The sequence below is a fragment of the Leucobacter exalbidus genome (genome assembly GCF_017834145.1).
GTDB lineage: Bacteria > Actinomycetota > Actinomycetes > Actinomycetales > Microbacteriaceae > Leucobacter > Leucobacter exalbidus.
Window position 1 is genome coordinate 1,068,058 of the sequence record NZ_JAFIDA010000001.1, and the last position, 19,461, is coordinate 1,087,518.

The 19,461-nt window shown below is 64.2% G+C and carries 17 protein-coding genes; 6 read left to right on the plus strand and 11 right to left on the minus strand.

All coding sequences use genetic code 11. The features are described from left to right. Positions 1-94: 94 nt before the first annotated feature. Positions 95-1,702, minus strand: a complete 1,608-nt coding sequence (locus JOF28_RS04850) for a peptide ABC transporter substrate-binding protein (protein ID WP_209704726.1) — start codon at positions 1,700-1,702, stop codon at positions 95-97. Between the two features lie 268 nt (positions 1,703-1,970). On the opposite strand from JOF28_RS04850, the gene JOF28_RS04855 reads away from it, so the two are divergent. Then, positions 1,971-2,807: a CPBP family intramembrane glutamic endopeptidase gene (locus JOF28_RS04855; protein ID WP_209706788.1), complete on the plus strand. Its 837-nt coding sequence runs from the start codon at positions 1,971-1,973 to the stop codon at positions 2,805-2,807. A gap of 45 nt (positions 2,808-2,852) precedes the next feature. On the opposite strand, the gene JOF28_RS04860 is transcribed toward JOF28_RS04855, so the two are convergent. The 8 genes from JOF28_RS04860 to ychF all read right to left on the minus strand — a co-directional run bounded on the left by JOF28_RS04860 (position 2,853) and on the right by ychF (position 11,397). Then, the gene (locus JOF28_RS04860) at positions 2,853-3,719 is read right to left on the minus strand and encodes a hypothetical protein (protein ID WP_209704727.1); all 867 of its coding nucleotides are present in this window, start codon (positions 3,717-3,719) and stop codon (positions 2,853-2,855) included. 78 nt (positions 3,720-3,797) lie between these two features. Next, positions 3,798-4,598: a phosphotransferase gene (locus JOF28_RS14800; RefSeq protein ID WP_209704728.1), complete on the minus strand. Its 801-nt coding sequence runs from the start codon at positions 4,596-4,598 to the stop codon at positions 3,798-3,800. 36 nt (positions 4,599-4,634) lie between these two features. Further along, positions 4,635-5,366 (minus strand): GTP pyrophosphokinase, encoded by a 732-nt coding sequence (locus tag JOF28_RS04870; protein ID WP_209704729.1) that lies wholly within the window; start codon positions 5,364-5,366, stop codon positions 4,635-4,637. 106 nt (positions 5,367-5,472) lie between these two features. Continuing rightward, positions 5,473-6,288: an alpha/beta fold hydrolase gene (locus JOF28_RS04875; RefSeq protein WP_209704730.1), complete on the minus strand. Its 816-nt coding sequence runs from the start codon at positions 6,286-6,288 to the stop codon at positions 5,473-5,475. A 64-nt stretch (positions 6,289-6,352) separates the two neighbouring features. Continuing rightward, positions 6,353-8,011 (minus strand): ABC-F family ATP-binding cassette domain-containing protein, encoded by a 1,659-nt coding sequence (locus tag JOF28_RS04880; protein WP_209704731.1) that lies wholly within the window; start codon positions 8,009-8,011, stop codon positions 6,353-6,355. 117 nt (positions 8,012-8,128) lie between these two features. Further along, complete coding sequence (locus tag JOF28_RS04885; RefSeq protein ID WP_209704732.1) at positions 8,129-8,503, minus strand: zinc ribbon domain-containing protein YjdM; 375 nt, start codon at positions 8,501-8,503, stop codon at positions 8,129-8,131. A gap of 95 nt (positions 8,504-8,598) precedes the next feature. Next, complete coding sequence (locus JOF28_RS04890; protein WP_245189873.1) at positions 8,599-9,900, minus strand: M23 family metallopeptidase; 1,302 nt, start codon at positions 9,898-9,900, stop codon at positions 8,599-8,601. A 423-nt stretch (positions 9,901-10,323) separates the two neighbouring features. Beyond that, positions 10,324-11,397, minus strand: a complete 1,074-nt coding sequence (ychF, locus tag JOF28_RS04895) for a redox-regulated ATPase YchF (protein ID WP_209704733.1) — start codon at positions 11,395-11,397, stop codon at positions 10,324-10,326. 65 nt (positions 11,398-11,462) lie between these two features. Here ychF and JOF28_RS04900 point away from each other — a divergent pair, with 65 nt between their 5' ends. Further along, a complete protein-coding gene (locus JOF28_RS04900; RefSeq protein ID WP_209704734.1) occupies positions 11,463-12,047 on the plus strand; it encodes a 3'-5' exonuclease in 585 nt (194 codons plus the stop codon). Between the two features lie 65 nt (positions 12,048-12,112). Continuing rightward, positions 12,113-13,768 carry a DNA recombination protein RmuC gene (locus tag JOF28_RS04905; RefSeq protein WP_245189874.1) on the plus strand — a complete coding sequence of 552 codons (1,656 nt, stop codon included), beginning with the start codon at positions 12,113-12,115 and terminating at the stop codon, positions 13,766-13,768. A gap of 132 nt (positions 13,769-13,900) precedes the next feature. Here the strand turns inward: JOF28_RS04905 and glpX are convergent, their stop codons facing one another. Further along, positions 13,901-14,884, minus strand: a complete 984-nt coding sequence (glpX, locus tag JOF28_RS04910) for a class II fructose-bisphosphatase (protein WP_209704735.1) — start codon at positions 14,882-14,884, stop codon at positions 13,901-13,903. 110 nt (positions 14,885-14,994) lie between these two features. On the opposite strand from glpX, the gene fbaA reads away from it, so the two are divergent. After that, positions 14,995-16,023, plus strand: coding sequence for a class II fructose-bisphosphate aldolase (gene fbaA / locus JOF28_RS04915; RefSeq protein ID WP_209704736.1), 1,029 nt, complete (start codon positions 14,995-14,997; stop codon positions 16,021-16,023). After that, a complete protein-coding gene (locus JOF28_RS04920) occupies positions 16,023-16,907 on the plus strand; it encodes a DUF6264 family protein (protein ID WP_209704738.1) in 885 nt (294 codons plus the stop codon). Before fbaA ends, JOF28_RS04920 begins: the two co-directional genes overlap by 1 nt. 97 nt (positions 16,908-17,004) lie before the next feature. Here the strand turns inward: JOF28_RS04920 and JOF28_RS04925 are convergent, their stop codons facing one another. Continuing rightward, complete coding sequence (locus JOF28_RS04925; RefSeq protein ID WP_209704739.1) at positions 17,005-18,099, minus strand: 4-hydroxy-3-methylbut-2-enyl diphosphate reductase; 1,095 nt, start codon at positions 18,097-18,099, stop codon at positions 17,005-17,007. Positions 18,100-18,188: 89 nt separating this feature from the next. On the opposite strand from JOF28_RS04925, the gene xseA reads away from it, so the two are divergent. Continuing rightward, positions 18,189-19,439, plus strand: a complete 1,251-nt coding sequence (gene xseA / locus JOF28_RS04930) for an exodeoxyribonuclease VII large subunit (RefSeq protein WP_209704741.1) — start codon at positions 18,189-18,191, stop codon at positions 19,437-19,439. Positions 19,440-19,461: the final 22 nt, after the last annotated feature.

Sequence of the window (19,461 nt, forward strand, 5' to 3'; positions counted from 1 at the left end):
GTGTCGCTGCGTGGAAAATGGAGTGTCTCGCTGCCGGGGATGGTGGCAGCCGAGGCGAAGGCCCCGGGCGAACCCGGGGCCTTCTGGAGTAACGCTAGTTCTTAGTGATCTCGTTGAAGATCGGCACTGAGTTCCAGCCGAAGACAACGTTATCGATGCCCTCGCTGTAGCCACCCGTTGCGCCCTGGTACCAGAGCGGGATCGAGGGCAGGTCTTCGAGCAGAATCTCCTGCGCCTGATCAAGCTTGGCGTTGCGTGCGTCGTGGTCGCTCTCGGCTACCGCTTCGTCGAGCAGCTTGTCGAACTCGGGGTTTGCGTAGAAACCGTGGTTCGAGCTGGCGTTCGTGAAGTAGAGCGGCTGCATGTAGTTGTATGCACCCGGGTAGTCGCCCTGCCAGCCGGCACGGAACGGACCGCCAACAACGTCCTGCTCACGGTCTTCGAGGAATGCTGCGAAGGTCGGGTAGAGCTTGGGAGCTGCCGTGACACCGAGGTTGGTTGACCACTGGTTCGCAACCGCTTCGATCCACACCTGGTGGGGGCCGTCTGAGTTGGTGGCCACCTCAATGGTGCCCTCGAACGGGCTGATCTTGTCGGCCTCAGCCCACAGCTTCTTGGCCTCGTCAACATTGAAGTCGAGCTTCTCTGAACCCTTGAGGTCTTCGGCGTAGCCGTCAACCACGGGCGAGGTGAAGTCTTCTGCGGGGATGTTGGTGCCCTCGAAGATCACGTCGATGATCTCTTCGCGGTCGATGGCCATCGACAGTGCCGCGCGGCGCAGCTTGCCCTCTTCGCCCGAGAAGTGCTCGAGGTTCTCAGAGATGGTCAGCGTCGTGGTGAGCGCGCTGGCCTGGTTGACTGCGCGGTCGCCGAGCTCATCCTGGAACACCGCGAACGAGGTGTCGGGGATCTGGTCGAGAACGTCAAGGTTGTTCGCGAGCAGGTCGGTGTACGCCGCGTCGAGCGAAGCGTAGACCTTGAAGTCGATGCCGTCGTTCTCAACCGAGCGCGGGCCGACGTAGGTCTCGTTCTTGACAACCTTGATCGACTCGTCGTGCTTCCAGGCGCCTTCGCCGTCCATCTTGTAGAGGCCGTTGCCGATGGGGTTCTGGCCGAACGCTTCCATGTCTTCAAATGCGACATCGGGCAGCGGATAGAACGCCGAGTAGCCGAGGCGATCGGGGAAGTCGGGGGTGGCTTCGATGGTGAAGGTGTGATCGTCAACGATCTTCAGCCCCTCCATCTCTTCGACGGCCTTGGAGTCTGAGTAGCCCTTGATAGCGGCGAAGAAGGCCTGGTTATCGAGCGCGTTGTCGATATTTGCCGAGTAGTTCCAGGTGTCAACGAAGTTCTTGGCGAGCACCGGGGTGCCGTCAGAGAACACTGCGTCGTCGCGCAGCTTGACCGTCCAGGTCGTGCCGTTGTCTGACTCGATTGACTCAGCAACGCCCATCTGGGTGACGCCGTCTGCGTCGTAGTAGACGAGGCCCTCCCACAGTACGTCGACAACCTTGCCGCCGCCGACCTCAGAGGTCGCTGCGGGGATCAGAGCCTTCTGCGGCTCAGTGGTGTTGACGGTGATGATGCTGCCGGCATCGGCTGCACCACCGGCGTCGCCGCCGGAAGACGAGCAACCCGTCAGTGTCAGAGCGCTGGCTGCGGCGAGGGCAATGAACCCAAACCCGATCCGTGATCGCTTCACTAGTTTCCTCCTTGAATTTTTCCCCGAGAATGAGCTCTGCCAGGCATACCTGCGCAAGCAGGCCTCAAAATCGATAAACCTAGACTCATACAATCAGACACCTTATCGATCGCCACGCCCCTGAACCTTAAAAACTCGCCCTTGTAACATCTTCGTAACCGGGCGCTGTAGCTCTTCATGAGACACGCGATGCATTCGCCTCAGGTTTCTGTACCGATCCGACATCGCTTGCGCGTGTCGGCGCTACGCTGATGTCGTGCACCATTCAATGGCCGAGGGCGTTCCCGTATCCAGAACACGTACGATCTGGGAGATCGTCATCGTGTTGTCGCTGTCGTATGGCGCCGCTGGCGTATTTGCCGTGGTGTCGATCATCGAGCGTCTCACGCGAGATCAACCGCTATCGCAGCAGACCGCGCAGCTCAACCGCCCAGCCGCGCAGCAGGCGATCCTTGATCTCACCCTGCAGCTGCTGAACTTTGCGTTTGGGCTCGCCCCCGTGGCCCTCGTCGTGTTCTTGGTGTGGCGGCACACGGCCCCGCATCTGGGGGCGCTCGGGCTCGGGCGGGCCAAGTCAGACTTTGCGGGGCTGCCCGGCGGGCTCGCGGCTATCACGGGGCAGCCCCGCAGGCTGTGGCCGCTCGAAGCGCTGCAGGGGCTCGGGCTTGCTGCCCTCATCGGCATTCCCGGCCTCGCGTTTTACCTCGTCACCAAAGCGATCGGCATCAATGTCACCATTGAGACGACGTCGCTGGCCGCGCACTGGTGGACGATCCCCGTGCTCGTGCTGATGGCCCTGAAAGCCGCGCTCGGCGAAGAGATCATCGTGGTCGCGTATCTGTTTACCCGGCTGCGCAGCCTGGGGGTCAGCGTCACCGTCATCATCATTTCGAGCGCGCTGCTGCGGGGCAGTTACCACCTGTACCAGGGCTTTGGCGGCTTCATCGGCAACGTGGTGATGGGCCTCGTGTTTGGCTGGGTCTACCACCGATACGGGCGCGTGCTGCCGCTGATCATCGCGCACTGGGTGCTCGATATCGTGAGCTTCGTGGGGTATCCGCTGGCCGTTGCTCTGTGGCCGACGCAATTCGGGCTGGCCAGCTAAGCTGACCAGCCCGAATCATGGGGCGATGCCCCGGTGGTTCTCGCGTTATGACGCCTTGATCGAATCGACCCAGGCCGAGATCAGGCCCCACACTTCGTCGTACAGCTCAGGCGCGGCCTCGCAGGTTGCGGCGGGCTTACGCACCTCGAAGGTGCCGTTGTCGAGCTTCGTGGCGCCCCAGGCGGTGCTCATGTCTGCGCAGCTTGCGGGGAACGAGTTCAGCAGGTCTGAGGAGAGTTCAAGGTTGACCCCGTCAGGAATGTAGAAGCTGGCCGAGCCGAAGCGCTGCGACAGATCTGAGGTCGCGTTCCACGGGCCGATCGGCATCATGTTGGTGGGGCCGACCTCGACCTCGGGCGCCTCATTCTTCGGCTTCTCCTCGGGCTTGGGCTCGGGATCTTCCTCGGGCAGGGCCTCGGGGACGGTGCTCGGCGTCTCGGGCTGCGCCGGAGTCGTCTCGGTCGTGTCGGGGGTCGCCTCGGGGGTCGATTCAGACCCGCGGGCAATGTTCACCACAAAGATCGACACGATGATGGCCACAACCGCCACAAAGCCCACGATCACCCAGGGCAGCGCCTTGGTGTTCGAGCCACCTGAGCGCTTCGACACGGGCGCGTGCGCCGTGTGAATGCGCTCGGCCTGCTCGTGCGCCAAGCGCTGCCGAGCGGGCATCGGGGTGGTCATCGCGGCGCTCACGGGCGCTGCGGCGGGCGCGGGCTGCGGGCTCTGGCCACGGCGAATACCGGCACCAACGGCGCCCGGATCGGGGGCTCCTGCCACTCCCGTCGCGGCGGGCCGAGACGTGGGTAGCGGTGCCGTGGGCGTTTCGCTGGCACCCAAAACGTCGTTCAGGTTGTTGTCTGTATCGTCGGCCAAAGGCCCGAACAGCTCCTCGAAGGGATCTCTACTCACCTAACTACCCTAACCTTTCGAGCTGCGTGCCCGCACCGAGCATCGTTCCAAACATGTCTTGGGACCCCATCTGATTCGTCACGCACGGCCTGATCCGGGCCCTGATTTTGCCCCGGATCCCGCGCCAGCAAGCTCACGCCGAAGTTCAATTTCGCGCTCACCAAATTCGCGCACCCGGGCCAGGTGACGCTCCATCGCGCCCGAGTCGCGCAGCGCGATCGTGCCGGGGTCGCCGCGGTCGATGCCGGCCTGCCAGCGCGCGGCGATGAGCGCCATGCGCGCGTCGACGGCGTCGAGCAGTTCGAGCGCGCTCACCCCGCCGTAGGCCTCAGCCGCGAGGCGCAGCCGCCGCACGACCGCCGCGGTGTCGGTGGCGCGCAGCAGCGGCACCCCCGACCACACCAGAAAGGCGAGGTCTTCGATCGGGTGGCCGGGGCCCGCGCGATCCCAGTCGATCATGCCGGCGAATGCGCCGCCCTGCACGACCCAGTTATAGAGGCCAGGATCGTTGTGGCAGATTACCTGCCCCTCCCCCAGTTCTTGGACGCCCTGGCGCCACGCGACCGCCCCGGGGGCGAAATCGCGCACGGCGTCGTGAAACCGGCGCAGCCAGGCCGCGGCCGCCGCAAGCGCCGCGTCACCCGGGGTGGTGTGCGCGGGGTCGAGGGTGTCGCCGGGAAGGTACTCGAGCACCTCGCGGCCCTCGTCATCGAGCCCGTACACCTCGGGGATGCCGTCGAGACCGCGCGCCCTTAAGTGCCGCAGCAGATCGTGCACCGCGGGCGTCCACGGGCCCGTCGGGCGATGTACGCGTGTGACGCCGTTGGCACGGATGCGCCAGACGCCTCCGGATCCCCCGGGAAGATATTCGCTTTCCACATGTCGACTGTAGAGGATGACGCGGGCCTTCGTGGGTTAGACGGGAAATACGCGCGGGCCCGGGGCCGTGTCGCCCTCGGGTACGCCGTGTACTTCGATGTGCAGCCGCTCCATGTGCGCGTCGAGTTCTGCCGCCAAATCGGCCGCGTCTTTCAGGTCGCGCGTGAGCGAATCGGGCACCTGCCGGGCAAACTTGTAGTAAATCTTGTGCTCGAGGCTCGCCCAAAAATCCATTGCGATCGTGCGAAATTGCACCTCGACAGGCACGTCAACGCGCCCCGTCGACAGGTACACCGGCACCGAGATAATGGTGTGCAGGCTCTGGTAGCCGTTCGGTTTGGGCTCGGCTATGAAGTCTTCGACCTCGAGCACCGTGATGTCGTCTTGCTGGGTGAGCAGGTCGAACAGCCGGTACACGTCGCGCCGAAACGAGCAGGTCACTCGCACGCCGGCGATGTCGTGAATGTTTGCACGAATGTCGTCGAAGTCGGCGCCGATCCCCCGGCGCTCGAGCTTACGCACGAGACTGTCGATCGATTTCACGCGGCTCGACACGTGCTCGATCGGGTTGTACTCGTGCGTTTGTACGAACTCTTCACGCAGAATCGAGAGCTTCGTCTCGACCTCTTGCATGCCGAAACGGTACTCCAGCAGGAACCGCTGCATGCGGTCTCCCAGCGCCTTCAGTGCGCTCGCCGAGATGGTGATCTCGTCGCCAGCCCCGTCCTCTGTAACAACCTCTAGCGACTGTGCCTCAGTGGTGCTCATACCAAGAGGGTAGCCCGCAATGAGGCGCGAGTGCTGCAGATCGCGGGGAACTCTGAGGTCTCATGCAGCTCACCCGCAGGTCACCAGAGAGTCACCCGGTGACGGGTTAGCGCCCGGTACTGACGAGGAATGCGCGCAACGCCGCAATCGTTTCTTCGGGCTTTTCTGAGTGCACCCAGTGGCCCGAACCTTTGACCGTGACGCGCACGGTTTTGGGGAACAGTTCGCGCATCGCGGGCTCGTCTTCGTCGGAGACGTAGCTTGAGTTGCCGCCGCCGATCCACATCACTGGCCCCGTGAACGTTGCGTCGCCGGTGTCGGGGAATCCCATTACAGCCGCAAGCTCGGCGCGCAGCATGGCGAGGTTCGCTTCCCAGGTGTAGCCCTGATCGTCGCGCTTCAGGTTCTGCAGCAGGAAGTTGCGCACCGCGGGGTCGGGTACCTGTTCGCTCAGTGCGTTCTCGGCGTCTGAGCGGCGCGTGATCTGTGCCAGATCGATCGCGGCGAGTGAGCCCAACAGGTGGGTGAAGTTGCCGCGCCCACCGGTCGATGACCCCGGGGCGATATCGATCACGACGAGTCGGTGCACCAGATCGGGGTGGCGCAGCGTCAGAATCATCGCGACTTTACCGCCCATCGAGTGGCCCACGATGTCGACGGGGCCGTTTGCGGCGAAGTCTGCGCGCAGGTGGGCTGCGATGAGGTCGGCCATCTGCTCGTACACGAAGTGTTCGGTCCACCCCGAGCCAGCATGGTTGGGCAGATCGACGAGCAGGCACTGCGCCTCGGGCCCGAGCGCGGTAGCCACGCGCGTAAAGTTTTTGCCGCGCCCAAACAGTCCGTGGAGGAAGACGACCCGGTGCGGGGCGTCTTCGTTACCGACGCGTACGGAGTGCAGGGGAAGGCTGAGCTGTTCAATCACTACTGAAATGGTACTCGCCGTATCTCAATACTGCCTAAAGCGTGCCTCCCGAGCGCGGCGCGGCCTATAATTCGGTCACTTTTCCCGCCTCCACGTGCCAGCGCCTGGTGAGCTGCACCGAGTCGAGCATGCGCCGATCGTGTGTGACGAGCAGCAGCGCCCCCTCGTAACTTTCGAGGGCTTCTTCGAGCTGCTCGATCGCGGGCAGGTCGAGGTGGTTGGTCGGTTCGTCGAGCACGAGCACGTTCACGCCGCGCGCCTGCAGCAGGGCGAGCCCCGCCCGCGTGCGCTCGCCGGGTGAGAGTTCGCCCGCGGCCCGGTTCACATGATCGGCCTTCAGCCCAAACTTCGCCAGCAGGGTGCGCACCTCGCCACTGGCGTACTCGGGCACCTCATTTTCGAACACGGCGGCCAGGGGCAACGGGCCGGTGAACTTGGCGCGCGCCTGGTCGACCTCGCCGATGGCGATGGAGGAGCCGAGTGAGGCTGATCCGGAGCTGGGTTCTTGGCGGCCCAGCAGCAGCCGCAGCAGCGTGGATTTGCCCGCGCCATTGGGGCCCGTGATGCCGACGCGTTCGCCCGCGTTCAGCTGCAGCGAGATCGGCCCCAGGGTGAAGTCGCCCTGGGTGACCTCGGCCGCGTTCAGAATCGCGACGACGCTGCTTGAGCGGGGAGCTGCGCCGATGGTGAATTCGAGCTTCCACTCCTTGCGCGGCTCTTCCACCTCATCGAGGCGGCGAATGCGGCTCTCCATTTGGCGCACCTTCTGCGCCTGCTTCTCGCTCGATTCTGAGGCGGCTTTGCGTCGCAGCTTGTCGCTGTCGGGGGCCTTCTTCATTGCATTGCGCACCCCCTGGCTCGACCACTCACGCTGCGTGCGCGCGCGTGAGACCAGGTCGGCCTTGGTCGAGGCGAACTGTTCGTATTCGTCGCGGCGGTGCTGGCGCGCCACCTCACGCTCCTGCAGAAAGGCATCGTAGCCGCCGCCAAACAGTGTGCTGCGGCCCTGCGCAAGATCAAGCTCAAACACGCTCGTCACGCAGCGCGCCAGAAACTCGCGGTCGTGACTCACGAGCACGACGCCGCCGCGCAACCCGCTCACGAACGCCTCCAATTGCTCGAGCCCCGCAAAGTCGAGGTCGTTGGTGGGCTCATCGAGCAGCACAATATCGAAGCGTGAGAGTTTGAGGGCGGCGAGCCCCACGCGGGCGGCCTGCCCACCTGAGAGGCCCGTCATCAGGCTTTCGGCGCCGATGTGGGTGAGCCCGAGCTCTTCGAGCACCGCGGGCACGCGCTCTTCAAGATCGGCGGCGCCGCTGGCGAGCCACCGGTCGAGCGCCGTGTTGTAGACGTCGGCGGGATCGGCCTCGCCCGGCTTGCGGGGGCTCGTGTCTCCCAGGGCAACAGCGGCCTCGTCCATGTCGGTGGTGGCCTGTGCGCAGCCGGTGCGGCGCGCAATGTAGCCGGCCACGGTTTCGCCCTCGACCCGTTCGTGCTCCTGCGGCAACCAACCGATGAACGCGTCGGTGGGGGCCCGGTGCACGACCCCGGCCTGGGGTGCGAGCGCGCCGGCGAGAATGCGCAGCAGCGTCGATTTGCCGGCACCGTTGACTCCGACCACGCCGATCACATCGCCGGGGGCGACAGTGAGTTGGACGTTTTCAAAGAGGGTGCGGTGGGCGTATCCACCCGAGATACCCTCAGCCACGAGCGTTGCAGTCATGTCATAAGACTAGAGTGCGCCGGGGCATGATTCGCCCCGGCGCACTCTTTTGCCGCACAGCGCGGCCACTTTCGGCCCGCCGTTGCACTGTTCTCGCCCTGCTAGGGGCTGGAAGTTCTAGATCTTCTTGACGATGCTCGACTTCAGCTGCAGTTTGCCCACACCCGGAATCTTCGCGTCGATATCGTGGCCGTTGCCCGAATCGGTGGTGAGGCGAATGCCGCGCACCTTTGTGCCGATTTTGACGGCTGCGCCGCCACCGCCCGCGATCTTGACGGTCTTCATGATGGTGACGTCATCGCCGTCAGCCAGGATGTTGCCCACGGCGTCGCGAATGACGTCGTCTTCGGGTGCCTCGTCGGCTGCGTCAGCAGTCGCCGTAGCCCACTCGTGCCCGCACATGGGGCAGGTCAGCAGCGCACCTGACTCATAGGTGTACTCGCTCTGGCACTCGGGGCACGGCGGGAACTCGGCTTCGACGGTTTCCGTCATTCTTCTCACGCATCCTTTGGAAGGTTCATATGCCTGAATTGGCATCTATCTGCAGCTTACCAACCCGGTGAGCTGCGGTCGCCGCAGCGACGGGGTTACTTAAAGTCGACGATCGCGAGGTTGAGGGGCATCTCATCGGTGCGCGCTTCAGCCTGCGCAAGCTTGCCCGTGAGGAAGTTGCCCGTGAGATAATCGTCGGCGTCTTCAATCACCTTCGGGGCGACCTGCCCGTCATAGTCGAAGCCTCGCAGGGCATACGGCAGCGAATCTGACTCAATAAAGCTGGGACCATTCATCAACTGAAAATGCAGGTGTGACGCGTTGGCATTACCGGTGTTGCCCAAGTGGCCGAGCACATCCCCTTCCTTGACCTTGTCCCCCACTTTGGCCGTCACCGAACCCGCAATCATGTGCGCATACATGGCATACACCCCGTCGCCCAGGTCAAGCACGACGTGGTTACCGTCGGCGTTTTCCACGGTGAGTTTTGCCGCGAGTGTTGGGTCGTCGGCCGGCAATTTACCCGGGGCGTTCGCTGCGACCCCGTCAAGAATCGCGACCACCGTCGCATCGGCCACCGCGAGAATATCTGCGCCGTAGTCGACGTAACTCTCGTTTAGGGTTTTGTCGCCCACGTAGAAGTCGCCCTCGTCGTTGGCACGCTTCCAGTCGATGGCGAACCGCTGGCTGTTATTCATCTTGCCGTTGAACGACATCACCGAGCTGCGGTGCGGAAACCCCGGCTCGCAGCACCCGTTGAGCGCGATCCAGTTCTCGCCGCTGAGCGGCGGGGCAATCACCGGCACCGTCTGGGTCGAGACCGCAATCGGGGTCGTCAGATAGTCGATATCTGAGGGTTTTCCGAACGCTGGCGAATTTGCGCCGGTGCCGGTGAAGCGGTGCAGCAGCGTGGCCGGCACATCGTCCTTGGTATCGACGGCGAAATCAATGAACAGCACGCGGCTTTCTTGCGGCGGAATCGTCGCGCTCTCAACGGTGCTTGCCGGGAGGCTGCGCAAGCGATTGCAGTCACCGTAGACACAGGTCGGGTCGATGAGGGCCTTCCCCGCAAAACTGGCGATCACGGTCTTCGGGTTTTGCCCGTCGACGACCTCAAACTTCTCGACGCTCGCGGGTTCTTTGGTTGCGTTCGTGAGCAGCAGGTCATAGACCACGTGGTATTTGCCGTCGGTGCCCTTAAACGGCAGCGGGCTGTTGCCGATCGTTGACACGGTAACCGCCGTAAACGCGTCGGGCACGACCACGCCGGTGACCGACCCCGCGGGAGGCGGGGCGGGCGTCACCGCGTCGGCGACCGGGGCGGCAGCGCACCCCGTGAGCAACAGGGCGAACGCTGCGAGCGAGGCAAACAGGTGGGGTGCGCGACTGGCGTGCATGGTGGGAGCTCCGGATCAGTACGGTTCAGCACGATTAATGAGGGCGAGCCGTTTCGCTCGGCTCGCTCGGTGATAGGTCAGAACACCGAGCCGCAACTGACTCGAAGTGGGCACCTCACGTAGGCATGCCTGCCGCTGTTCACGGTACTTCCGGCAACACTGAAAACACTTGCACTGTAACGCACTCGGGTTTCACGCCGCAAGCGTTTTTGGCCCCGGATCAGCGCGACGCAATGTGCCTCATTGCATTGCCGCGCGCAACACCTGTTGATCGGGCCACCGCGCAGGCACGGGGACACCCCATAAAAAATTCCCGCCCCTTTCGTCTGAAACGAAAGGGGCGGGAATGAGCACCCGAGCGGCGGCACTTACACACCAAAAACACACTGTTGTGTCATGGTGCTGCTACCGCTGATCTGGGATTTAGACGTTGAAACGCCATTCCACGACGTCGCCGTCCTGCATGATGTATTCCTTGCCCTCCATGCGGGCCTTGCCCTTGGCGCGGGCCTCGGCAACCGATCCGGTCTCGACCAGGTCTGCGAACGAGATGATCTCGCCCTTAATGAAGCCCTTCTCGAAATCGGTGTGGATCGCGCCAGCAGCCTGAGGAGCAGTCGCGCCCTGCTTGATGGTCCAGGCGCGCGCTTCCTTGGGGCCAGCGGTCAGGTAGGTCTGCAGGCCGAGCGTCTCGAAACCGACGCGAGCGAGCTGGTCAAGACCACTCTCGTCCTGGCCGATCGATGCGAGCAGCTCAGCAGCGTCTGCGGGATCGAGCTCTACGAGCTCGCTCTCGATCTTGGCGTCCAAGAAGATCGCCTTTGCGGGTGCAACAAGAGCGGCCAATTCAGCGAGACGCGCCTCGTCCTGCAGCACAACCTCGTCAACGTTGAAGACGTAGAGGAAGGGCTTTGCGGTAAGCAGACCAAGCTCACGGATCTCTTCAAGGTCAATGTCCGTGTGCGAGAGCAGCTTGCCGTCGTTCAGAGCCGCCTGCGCAGCCTTCGCCGTTTCAACGACCGAAGCCTCGATCTTGCGGTTCTTGAGCTCCTTCTCGAAGCGCACGAGGGCCTTCTCGACGGTCTGCATATCGGCGATGATCAGCTCGGTGTTGATCGTCTCCATGTCGCTGGCCGGGTTGACCGAGCCATCGACGTGAATCACGTCGGGGTCAGAGAAGCCACGCACGACCTGTGCAATAGCGTCTGCCTCGCGAATGTTGGCGAGGAACTGGTTGCCGAGGCCCTCGCCCTCGCTCGCACCGCGCACGATGCCGGCGATGTCGACGAAGCTGACCGCTGCGGGCAGCAGTCGTTCTGAGCCGAAGATCTCAGCGAGCTGCGCGAGCCGCGGGTCAGGAAGATTCACAACGCCGACGTTCGGCTCGATCGTCGCGAACGGATAGTTCGCTGCGAGCACGTCGTTGTTCGTCAAAGCGTTGAACAGGGTTGATTTGCCGACGTTGGGAAGGCCAACGATGCCGATTGTAAGAGCCACGGTGGATCATTCTACCCGGTGATTGCGGGGCTTTCACTGTCAGGGGTGTGTGGCACCCTTGTTGCGTGCCTGTAGATTTCACTGCCATCGATTTTGAGACCGCCAACAGTCACGCCTCTTCGGCGTGCTCAGTGGGCCTCGTGCGTGTGCGCGATGGCCTGGTGGTCGAGCGGGCCGACTGGCTCATCAAGCCACCCGAGGCACACGGGTCGTTCAATCCGTTCAATGTGAAGATCCACGGCATTTCTCGGCAGATGGTCGAGGGGGCACCTGGTTGGGCCGAGCAGCTCGGCGATCTGCGCGACTTCTTGGGCGACGATATTGCGGTCGCACACAATGCCAGTTTCGACATGGGCGTTATTCGCACCGCCTGTGCCGAGACCATCACCCCCGTGCCCAAGCTGCGGTACCTCTGCAGCGTGCAGGTGTCGCGCAAGACCTACGATCTGCCGTCGCACCGGCTCCCACTGGCCGCCGCGGCCGCGGGGTACGGCGAATTCGCGCACCACGATGCGAGCGCTGATGCCGAGGCCAGCGCTGCCATCGTCATCAATTCGGCCCGCCACCATGGCGCACCAGATTTGCCCACGCTCATCAAAATGACCGGGGTCAAACTGCACACGCTGAAGGCCATTCCGCTGAAGCTGTAAGAAGCGTTGTCGGTGGTCGTCGCTAGCGTTGATGTCACATCAATTCTAGAAAGGACGGGTGCCCCATGAACGCCGTCGTTCTCATTCTGAGCATCATCAACTTTTTGGTGGCCATTGCGCTGCTCGCCATCGTGCTGCTGCGCACCCGACCCGGTAGTGCCGGGCAGGGCATCGTTACCGGCACTGGCGCGCAGGCGCTCGGCCCTGAGCTGCGCCAAGAGTTTGGGGCGCTGCGCGGCGAGCTGTCGCAGTCGCTCGCCGTGGGGCAGCAACAGCTCGACACGCGGCTGCAAACGGTGACCTCGATGCAGGCCGATGATCTTGCGCGCGATCGTGACGCGCGCTCCTCGGCGCAGCTCGAACAGCGCGAGCTGCTCGAGCGCTCACTCGCCGGCCTGCACGACCGTCTACACGCTTCGGCGCAGGCCGGTGTGCAGTCGCAGACCGAATTCACGGGCACGGTCGAGGCACGGTTTGAAGCGCTGCGACTCGCCAATGACGCCCAGCTCGAACTCGTGCGCGCGACCGTCGGTGAAAAACTGCAGGACACGCTGAAGGTGTCGCTCGATGAGAACGCCAAGCGCGTGCAGGCGCTCACTGACACGCACGTCTCGAAGCAGACCGAGCTGCAAGAAACGCTGCGGCAAGAGATTGAAAAGCTGCAGGTGACGCAGCGCGAAGAACTCGACAAGTTGCGCGCCACGCTGCGCACCGAACTTGAGCAGCTGCGCCAGGGCAACGAAGCCAAGCTCGAGAAGATGCGTGAAACCGTGGATGAAAAGCTGCAGGGTACGCTCGAGCGTCGCCTCGGCGAGTCGTTCAAGCTCGTCAGCGATCGCCTCGAGCAGGTACAGAAGGGGCTGGGTGAAATGCAGACCCTCGCCTCAGACGTGGGCGGGCTGAAGCGCGTGCTCACCAACGTGAAGAGCCGTGGCAGCTGGGGCGAGGTGCAGCTGGCACGCCAGCTCGAAGACATGCTCACCCCCGAGCAGTACGCCGAGAACGTCGCGGTTGAGCCGGGTTCGGCCGACCGCGTGGAGTTCGCGGTGAAACTACCCGGCCGAGAAGAGGGCGAGGTGCCCGTATGGCTGCCCATCGACTCGAAGTTTCCGCAGGAAGACTACGAGCGACTACTCGAAGCGCAAGAGGGCGGCGAGAAGGATGCCGTTGATGCGGCTGGCCGTGTCGTCGAGAAGGTGATCATTGCGCAGGCAAAACTGATCAGCGAGAAGTACATTCACCCGCCGCACACCACCGACTTCGCGATCATGTATCTCCCCACCGAGGGCCTCTTCGCCGAGGCGATTCGCCGCCCGGGGTTGGCCAGCAAATTGCAGAACGACTTTCACGTCACCATTGCCGGGCCGACCGTGTTGATGGCGCTGCTCAACAGCCTGCAGCTCGGGTTTCGCACCCTCGCCATCGAGAAGCGCAGCTCTGAGGTGTGGAAGGTACTCGGCGCAGCCAAAGCCGAGTTTAAGAAGTACGGCCAGGTGTGGGACAAGCTCGAGAAGCAGCTGCAGACCGCACAGAATACGGTGCAGCTCGCGGGCGTGCGCACTCGCGCGGTTGAGCGCACGCTGCGCAGCGTCGAAACGCTCGAGGTGCCTTCAGTCGTAGCTGAAGACTCCCCCGCCGCCCTCGAGGCCGCGGTCGCACGTCTTTCGGCGGATGAATCTCCGATGAATACTTTTGACGAGGTCTTCGACGCGCAGCAATAACTGCCCGGCAACCGCTGACACGAGAGCAGTTGCCGCCCGCGCATCGCCCGAGAAACACGTCGCCCCCGGCCTCCTCACATGGTGAGGTGGTCGGGGGCGAGGCGTGTTACCGGGTGACCGGCGGGGTTGTGCTTAGTTCCAGCGCGTGGGATCCATGTCGCTGATGACGTGGCGGATGGTGCCCGAGTGCGCACGCATCACGATGCTCTCTGCGCGCACGAACGGGCCGTGGCGCTGCACGCCGTCAACGAACTCGGCCGAGGTGATGCCGGTGGCAACGAAGTAGCAGTTGTCGCTGGCGACGAGGTCGTTCGACTGCAGCACGCGATCGAGGTCGTGGCCTGCGGCGAGGGCGCGCTCGCGCTCCTCGTCATCCTTCGGCCAGAGGCGGCCCTGAATGACGCCGCCGAGTGCCTTCACTGCACACGCTGTGATGATGCCCTCGGGGGTGCCGCCGATGCCGACGCACATGTCGATGCGCGAATCCCAGCGGGCCGCGTTGACGCCGCCAGCGACGTCGCCGTCCATGATCAAGCGGGTGCCAGCGCCGGCCTCGCGAATGTCGGTGATGAGCTGGGCGTGACGGGGGCGGTCAAGCACAGCCACACGAATGTCAGAAACATCAACGTTCTTGGCGCGAGCCAGGGCACGAATGTTCTCTCCGATGGGACGATCGATGTCAACGACACCCACGCCCTCGGGGCCACATACGAGCTTGTCCATGTAGAACACGGCCGAGGGGTCGTACATGCTGCCGCGGTCGGCAACAGCGATCACCGAGAGCGCGCCGGGGCGACCCTCTGCGGCGAGTCGGGTGCCATCGATCGGATCAACGGCGACGTCGCACTCAGCGCCCTCACCGTTGCCCACCTTTTCACCGTTGTACAGCCAGGGAGCTTCGTCCTTCTCGCCCTCGCCGATCACGACGGTGCCGTTCATGTTGACGGTCGAGAGGAAGCGACGCATAGCGTCTACTGCGGCACCATCAGCCGAGTTTTTATCGCCTCGTCCGATCCAAGGCGTAGCCCGCATTGCTGCGGCCTCCGTCGCGCGTACCAATTCCATTGCGAGGTTGCGGTCGGGCTGCCAATCGCCGAGAGATCGTGGTTCAGTCATGACGACCAGTCTACCGCCTAGACTGAGAAGTAATCGCGGCTCAGCGCCGAACCGTGATGAATGGAACCTGTGGCGCAGTCGACACACACTCACAAATCCTAGGAGAACCCATGCCCGTAGCAACCCCGGAACAGTACGCAGCTATGCTCGACACCGCTAAGAACGGAACCTTTGCGTTCCCAGCGGTGAACGTGTCTAGCTCGCAAACCCTCAACGCAGCCCTGCAGGGCCTTGCAGAGGCCGGGTCGGATGGCATTCTTCAGGTGAGCTTCGGCGGCGCCGATTACCTCGCCGGTCACACCGTGAACAACCGCGCCGGCGGCGCGATCGCCTTCGCGAAGTATGCAGAAGAAGTCGCCAAGGCCTACGACATCACCGTGGCGCTGCACACCGACCACTGCCCCAAGCAGCACCTCGAGTCCTTTGTGCTGCCCCTCGTGGCGGCCAGTGAGGAGCGCGTCAAGAACGGCGGCCTCCCCTACTTCCAGTCGCACATGTGGGACGGCTCGGCTGTGCCCCTCGCTGAGAACCTCGACATCGCTAAGGAGCTGCTGCCCCGCCTCGCGGCTGCCGGCATCATCCTCGAGGTCGAGATCGGCGTCGTCGGCGGCGAAGAAGACGGCATCACGCACGAGATCAACGACAACCTGTACACGACCCTCGAAGACGCGGTTGCGACCGTTGAAGCGCTGGGCTTGGGCGAGCAGGGCCGCTACCTCACCGCCCTCACCTTCGGCAATGTGCACGGCGTCTACAAGCCGGGCGGGGTGAAGCTGCGCCCCGAGCTGCTCGCTGAGATCCAGTCGGGCCTCGCCGCCAAGTACGGCACCGCCGCGAAGCCCCTCGACCTCGTGTTCCACGGTGGTTCGGGCTCATCGGCTGAAGAGATCGCCGAGGCGGTACGCAACGGTGTCATCAAGATGAACATCGACACCGACACGCAGTACGCGTTCTCGCGTCCCCTCACCGACTACTTCTTCAAGAACTACGACGGCATGCTGAAGGTTGACGGCGAGGTCGGCAACAAGAAGAAGTACGATCCCCGCGCATGGGGCAAGGTTGCTGAGACTGGCATGGCCGCTCGCATCGCGCTGGCTGCTGAGCAGCTCGGCTCGGCTGGCAAGTCGGTGAGCGCATAGTGGCAGACGACCCGCAGACCACCCCGGCTTCGCAGGATCCGGCTGCCCCCGCAGCTCCTGTCGTTCCCGCGGCTCCCGTTGTTCCGGCAGCTCCCGTCGAGCGCGCACGCCCGGCGTATGGTGAGCTCGCTCCCGAGGGATGGACGTGGAAGCCCGAGGGCGACAACGCTCAGGCTGATGGCCAGGCTGAAACCACGCCTGCGTCTGCTGGGTCGTCGTCACAGGCGCCGCAGCGCGCCACTCCCACCTCGGGTTCATTGCCTGGGGTGCCGCACAACCTGGGCGCGGGCCTACCTAAGGGTGCCGGCGCGAAGTCGGCCCCCGTGGCCGGATCGACGCCCACCCCCGGCGGCGCGAGCCAGCAGGAATCAGGCGCACCGTACCGCGCCGCCGCGACTCCTGCCTCACCCGCGCCTGCTCCCCAGGCTCCGGTCGGGGCGCCCATGGGCGCGCCTGGCGGGGTCGCCAAGCCGCGCACCGCAGACCGCGTGATCACGATCGTGCTGCTCGTGCTGGGCGCGTTTGCGACGCTCAACTTCGCCACGGGACTGTTCGCACTTGAGTCGCAGATGCGACTCACGGGCACCATGATCGGCGTCGAAGACACAAGCGTCGCGTCGTGGGTGGGGCCGCTGGGCACCATCAGCGGCATCCTGATGCTCGCATTGTTTGCGTTTACCCTGATTTTCTCGATCCGGCGCGTGCGCGCTCGCCAGCTCACCTTCTGGGTGCCGCTGACCGCGGGCGCCATTGCAATCATCGTGGTGTTCATCGTCACCGCGATCGCCATGTTCTCGGGGGCTCCCGAGCTCATGCAGCAGCTGAACTCTGACCCCTATGGATCGATGGACAAGATGTTTGAGTACACGCAGCAGATGCCGTAGGCACCCGCCGCACACACAGACCCGCCCCGCACGGTGAGTTCAGCTTGAAGCGCTGAACCACATCGTGCGGGGCGGGTCTGTTTCTAGCGAGCGCGTGTTAGCGCACGCGGCCACCGAGGGCGCGGGCATCGGTGTTACCCGAGGCATCCTGACGCAGCTCCTTCGGCAGCGAGAAGACGAGGTCTTCTTCAGCCGTCATCACAGCCTGAATATCTGCGTAGCCCGCATCAACCAGGTCATCGAGCAGCTCCTGCACGAGCACCTCGGGCGCCGAGGCACCGCTTGAGACGCCGATGGTCTGCACGCCATCAAGCCATTCCTGCTTCACTTCGCTCGCATAGTCAACGAGGTACGCCGACTTTGCGCCGTACTCGAGGGCGACCTCAACGAGGCGCACCGAGTTTGATGAGTTGCGCGAACCGATCACGAGCACGAGATCGGCCTTGGGCGCGATCTCTTTAATGACGCCCTGGCGGTTCTGCGTGGCGTAGCAAATGTCTTCGCTGGGGGGATCTTGCAGGTTGGGGAACTTGGCGCGCAGCCTGCGCACCGTCTCCATCGTCTCGTCGACCGAGAGCGTGGTCTGTGACAGCCACACGAGGTTGTCGGGGTCTTGCACCTCGAGCGTGTCGACGGCCTCGGGAGAGTTCACGATGGTGACGTGCTCGGGAGCTTCGCCAGCGGTTCCCTCAACTTCTTCGTGGCCTTCGTGGCCGATCAGCAAGATCTCCATGTCTTGCTTCGCAAAGCGCACGGCTTCGCGGTGCACCTTGGTCACGAGCGGGCAGGTCGCGTCGATCGCGTGCAGGCCGCGGTCGTCGGCGGCACTCACCACGGCGGGCGAGACGCCGTGAGCCGAGAACACGACGTTGGCGCCCTCGGGCACCTCGTCGACCTCTTCCACAAAGATGGCGCCCATTTCTTCGAGCGTCTTCACGACGTGCACGTTGTGCACGATCTGCTTGCGCACGTAGACGGGGGCGCCGTAGCGCTCAAGCGCCTTCTCAACGGCAACGACGGCGCGGTCAACGCCCGCGCAGTAGCCGCGGGGGGCTGCGAGCAGCACACGTTTATCGCCGGCAACGGCAACGTTCTTGAGGCGCCCTTCCTTGCGACGCACACGGGGCATCGCAAGACTCACAACGGGCGCACCAAGTGTGCGCGGGTTCGGGATCTGAGCAGTCTCGGTCATACCCACCAGTCTACGCCGCGAGGTCTGAACACCCGCCGACCAGCGGCAACCCGTGCGGCGATGACGGTAGCTAAAGCTAGGCTTGAGGCATGGCCGAGCCAGTAGTTTCCACACCCACGTCAGCTTCGACACCCGCGACGCGCGATACGCCGTGGCCCGTCGCCCTCATGAGCGAAAAGATTGCCGGCTGGGTTGAGCGGCTCGGGCAGCTGTGGATCGAGGGAGAAATCACCCAGTGGCAGGTGCGCGGCGGGCACGTCTACGGCAAGTTGAAGGACCTCAGTCAAGACGCCACTATCAGTTTCACCGTGTGGCGCTCGGTCGCGCAGCGGCTCACGAGCGAATACGCCCAGGGTGATCGGGTGATCGCGCTCGTGAAACCCAACTTCTGGGTGAAGGGCGGCTCCCTCACGGTGCAGGTGTTTGACCTGTCTCACGTTGGCCTGGGCGAGCTGCTTGAGCGGCTCGAGCGGCTGCGCCGTCAGCTTCTCGCCGAGGGGTTGTTCGCGCCCGAGCGTAAGCGCGCGCTGCCGTTTTTGCCCGGGCTCATCGGTCTCGTCACGGGGCGCGATTCTGACGCCGAGAAAGACGTGGTGCGCAACGCGACGCTGCGCTGGCCCGGGGTGAAGTTCAAGATCCACTACGCCGCTGTGCAGGGCGACCGTGCTGCAGGCGAGGTCACCGCGGGCATCGAAGCGCTCGACCGTGACCCCGAGGTCGACGTGATTATTGTTGCGCGTGGCGGCGGCGACTTTCAAAACCTGTTGCCGTTCAGCGATGAACGGGTGGTGCGTGCCGCGGCGGCGGCGACCACTCCCCTCATCAGCGCGATCGGGCACGAGGCCGATCGACCGCTGCTCGACGACATCGCTGACCTGCGCGCGTCAACACCCACCGACGCCGCGAAGCGAGTGGTGCCCGATGTGGGCGAAGAACTCGCGGGGCTCGATCAGGCTCGTGCGCGCATGAGTTCACGCCTCGGGCAATTCATCGCGCATGAAACTGACCGCATCGCGCAGCTGCGTGCGCGGCCCGTGCTCGCCCAGCCCGAGCGCGGCATCGACGAGCGAGCCGATGAGCTCGTGCGGTGGGCGGCGCGCGGCGCTGAGCTCGCTGACCGCGCGGTGAACGATCGCGGCCAGGCCCTCGCGCAGACCCGCGCACGCCTCACCGCTCTGTCACCCCGCGCCACGCTCGAGCGGGGCTATGCCATCGCCCAGGTCATCGCCGTAGACGGCACCCCTGGAGCCGTGGTGCGCGATCCGGCAGACGCCCCCGTCGGCGCTGCGCTGCGCCTCACTGTCGCCGGCGGGCACGTCGCAACGGTCGTCACCCCGTGACTTCGACTGCTAGGAGAGACGC